The sequence below is a fragment of the Pseudomonas sp. AIG genome (assembly GCF_977020205.1).
In genome coordinates this window covers 1-4420 of the sequence record NZ_CDROCK010000108.1, presented here as the reverse complement: position 1 = coordinate 4420, position 4420 = coordinate 1, and the positions used below count along the sequence as shown (strand labels likewise).

The following is a 4420-nucleotide window of genomic DNA, read 5'->3' as shown; positions in this document are numbered from 1 at the left end:
CTGAAGTACGGCCCAAGCGTTCCGGTACAAGAGCCGACCGGCCGTCTGTTTCTGGTGTTGCCGCGTTTCGGCACCATCTCGCCATGGTCGAGCAAGGCCAGCGACATCGCCCGCAACTGCGGCCTGAGCAAGATCCAGCGTCTGGAGCGCGGTATCGCGTTCTACGTTGCCGGTCAGTTCAGCGACGCCGAAGCCCAGCAGATTGCCGACGTGCTGCATGACCGCATGACGCAAATCGTTCTGGCCAACCTTGAACAGGCCGCCGGTCTGTTCAGCCACGCCGAACCGAAGCCGCTGACCGCGATCGACATCCTCGGTGGCGGTCGCGCCGCGCTGGAAAAAGCCAACACCGAGCTGGGCCTGGCCCTGGCCGAAGACGAGATCGACTATCTGGTCGACGCTTTCAATGGCTTGAAGCGCAACCCGCACGACATCGAACTGATGATGTTCGCCCAGGCCAACTCCGAACACTGCCGTCACAAGATCTTCAACGCCAGTTGGGATATTGATGGTGAGAACCAGGAAAAAAGCCTGTTCGGCATGATCAAGAACACCTACGTGATGCACAGCGAAGGCGTTCTGTCGGCTTATAAGGACAACGCCTCGGTGATCGTCGGCAACGTCGCCGGCCGTTTCTTCCCGAACCCTGAGACCCGCCAGTACGGCGCGGTGCAGGAGCCGGTGCACATCCTGATGAAGGTTGAAACCCACAACCACCCGACCGCGATTGCCCCGTTCCCGGGTGCATCGACCGGTTCCGGCGGCGAGATCCGTGACGAAGGTGCAACCGGCCGTGGCGCCAAGCCAAAGGCTGGCCTGACCGGTTTCACCGTATCGAACCTGCAAATCCCGGGCTTCGAACAGCCGTGGGAAGTGCCGTACGGCAAGCCTGAGCGCATCGTCACCGCGCTGGACATCATGATCGAAGGCCCGCTCGGCGGCGCCGCGTTCAACAACGAATTCGGCCGTCCGGCCCTGACTGGCTACTTCCGTACCTTCGAACAGTCGATCACCACCCCGCACGGTGACGAAGTTCGTGGTTACCACAAGCCGATCATGCTCGCTGGCGGCATGGGCAACATCCGCGAAGAGCACGTCAAGAAAGGCGAAATCGTCGTTGGCTCCAAGCTGATCGTCCTCGGCGGCCCGGCGATGTTGATCGGTCTGGGTGGCGGCGCTGCTTCCTCGATGGCCACCGGCACCAGCTCGGCGGATCTCGACTTCGCTTCCGTACAGCGTGAAAACCCTGAGATGGAGCGTCGTTGTCAGGAAGTCATCGACCGTTGCTGGCAGTTGGGTGACAAGAACCCGATCAGCTTCATCCACGACGTGGGTGCAGGCGGTCTGTCCAACGCCTTCCCGGAACTGGTCAACGACGGCGACCGCGGTGGCCGTTTCGAACTGCGCAACATTCCGAACGACGAGCCGGGCATGGCCCCGCACGAAATCTGGTCCAACGAATCCCAGGAACGTTACGTTCTGGCCGTCGGCCCTGAAGACTTCGCGCGCTTTCAGGCGATCTGCGAACGCGAGCGTTGCCCGTTTGCCGTTGTCGGTGAAGCCACCGCTGAACCGCAACTGACTGTGACCGACAGCCACTTCGGCAACAACCCGGTGGATATGCCACTGGAAGTGTTGCTGGGCAAAGCCCCGCGCATGCACCGTTCGGTGGTGCGTGAAGCTGAACTGGGCGATGACTTCGATCCGTCGAACCTCGACATCAGCGAGTCCATCGAGCGCGTTCTGCATCACCCGGCCGTGGCGAGCAAGAGCTTCCTGATCACCATCGGCGACCGCACCATCACCGGCCTCGTGGCCCGTGACCAAATGGTCGGCCCGTGGCAGGTTCCGGTGGCCGACGTTGCCGTTACCGCCACCAGCTTCGACGTTTACACCGGTGAAGCGATGGCGATGGGCGAGCGCACTCCGCTGGCACTGCTGGACGCTCCGGCGTCGGGCCGCATGGCCATCGGCGAAACCCTGACCAACATTGCCGCGTCGCGCATCAACAAGATCTCCGACATCAAACTGTCGGCGAACTGGATGTCCGCTGCCGGCCACCCGGGCGAAGACGCGCGTCTGTACGACACCGTGAAAGCGGTCGGTATGGAACTGTGCCCAGAGCTGGGCATCACCATTCCGGTGGGCAAGGACTCGATGTCCATGGCCACCCGTTGGAGCGACAACGGCGAAGAAAAAACCGTGACCTCGCCGATGTCGCTGATCGTGACCGGTTTCGCGCCAGTGGCTGACATCCGTCAGACCCTGACCCCGGAACTGCGCATGGACAAGGGCACCACCGACCTGATCCTGATCGACCTCGGTCGCGGGCAGAACCGTATGGGTGCTTCGATCCTTGCTCAGACCCACGGCAAACTCGGCAAACACGCGCCGGACGTTGATGACGCTGAAGACCTGAAAGCCTTCTTCGCCGTGATTCAGGGCCTCAACGCCGACGGTCACTTGCTGGCGTACCACGACCGTTCCGACGGTGGTCTGCTGACCTCCGTGGTGGAAATGGCCTTCGCCGGCCACTGCGGTCTGAGCCTGAACCTCGACGGTCTGGCTGAAACCACCGCCGACATCGCCGCCATCCTGTTCAACGAAGAGCTGGGTGCGGTGATCCAGGTTCGTCAGGACGCCACGCCAGACATCCTCGCGCAATTCAGCGCGGCCGGTCTGGGCGACTGCGTGTCGGTGATCGGTCAGCCGATCAACAATGGCCAGATCAACATCACCTTCAACGGTGACACCGTGTTTGAAGGTCAGCGTCGTTTGCTGCAACGTACCTGGGCTGAAACCAGCTACCAGATTCAGCGCCTGCGCGACAACGCCGACTGCGCCGAGCAAGAGTTCGACGTCCTGCTGGAAGAAGACAACCCGGGCCTGAGCGTCAAGCTCAGCTACGACGTAAACCAGGACATCGCCGCGCCTTACATCAAGAAAGGCATCCGCCCACAGGTTGCCGTGCTGCGTGAGCAGGGCGTCAACGGTCAGGTGGAAATGGCCGCAGCGTTCGACCGCGCCGGTTTCAACGCGATCGACGTGCACATGAGCGACATTCTCGCCGGCCGTGTCGACCTGAATGAGTTCAAAGGTCTGGTGGCGTGCGGTGGTTTCTCCTACGGCGACGTGCTCGGCGCCGGTGAAGGCTGGGCCAAGTCGGCACTGTTCAACAGCCGCGCCCGCGATGCGTTCCAGGGTTTCTTCGAGCGTAACGACAGCTTCACCCTCGGCGTGTGCAACGGTTGCCAGATGATGTCCAACCTGCACGAGCTGATCCCGGGCAGCGAGTTCTGGCCGCACTTCGTGCGCAACCGCTCCGAGCAGTTCGAAGCGCGCGTGGCGATGGTGCAGATCCAGGAATCGAACTCGATCTTCCTGCAGGGCATGGCCGGTTCGCGTATGCCGATCGCCATCGCTCACGGTGAAGGTCACGCCGAGTTCTCCAGCGAAGAAGCGCTGCTGGAAGCCGATCTGTCGGGTTGCGTGGCGATGCGTTTCGTCGACAACCATGGCAAGGTCACCGAGAAGTATCCGGCTAACCCGAACGGTTCGCCGCGCGGGATTACCGGTCTCACCAGCCGTGATGGCCGTGTGACGATCATGATGCCGCACCCGGAGCGTGTGTTCCGCGCCGTGCAGAACTCGTGGCGTTCGGAAGACTGGAACGAAGATGCACCGTGGATGCGTATGTTCCGTAATGCACGTGTTTGGGTGAACTAAGGCCTGTGTACAAGCTGGCGTTTTTTGTTCCTGACAGTCATGTCGAGGTGGTCAAAGGGGCTGTGTTCGCTGCGGGTGGTGGGCGGATCGGTGACTATGACCACTGTGCGTGGCAGGTGCTTGGTCTGGGCCAGTTTCGACCTTTGGACGGGAGTCAGCCGTTTATGGGTGAGGCGGGGCAGGTTGAGCGGGTTGAGGAGTGGAAGGTTGAGCTTGTGGTGGCGGATGAGTTGATCGTTGCTGTTGTGGCGGCGTTGAAGCTCAGTCATCCGTACGAGACGCCGGCTTATGAAGTGTGGCGGCTGGAAGATTTCTGATAGCCGCTTATTACAAGATACCCGCAGATGAGAGATCGCCTGCGGGTTTTTTGTTGCTTACGATTTTCCGGGTGATGGGGTTCTAATGTGGGAGCGAGCTTGCTCGCGAAGGCGTCGGATCAGGTAATGATGTTCTGGCTGACCGGGTACATATCCGTTGCTGCGGTAACGGCTTCTTAGGGTTCCGCCCTTACGGCGTGTCACCTTTTCCAAACGCCGAAAAGGTAACCCAAAAGGCTTGCCCCAACGTTCGGCCCGCTCGCTAAAGCTCGGGGTTCCTTCGCTCCGGGATCTATCCGGGCGCATCGCCTACGGTTTGCTGCGCTGCACCTCCTCTCGATGCATTTGGCTGCGCCAAACGGTCGCTGCGCTCCCAC

General features: G+C 61.2%; 2 protein-coding genes. Both read left to right on the top strand.

Features of this window, described 5'->3' with window-relative positions; translation table 11 throughout:
• Positions 1 to 3726: phosphoribosylformylglycinamidine synthase (purL, locus tag ACWR1S_RS30610; RefSeq protein WP_454566111.1), on the top strand; the 3726-nt coding region annotated here is incomplete at its 5' end.
• Positions 3727 to 3731: 5 nt separating this feature from the next.
• Positions 3732 to 4043, top strand: a complete 312-nt coding sequence (locus ACWR1S_RS30605; RefSeq protein ID WP_127925941.1) for a Nif3-like dinuclear metal center hexameric protein — start codon at positions 3732 to 3734, stop codon at positions 4041 to 4043.
• Positions 4044 to 4420 lie beyond the last annotated feature (377 nt).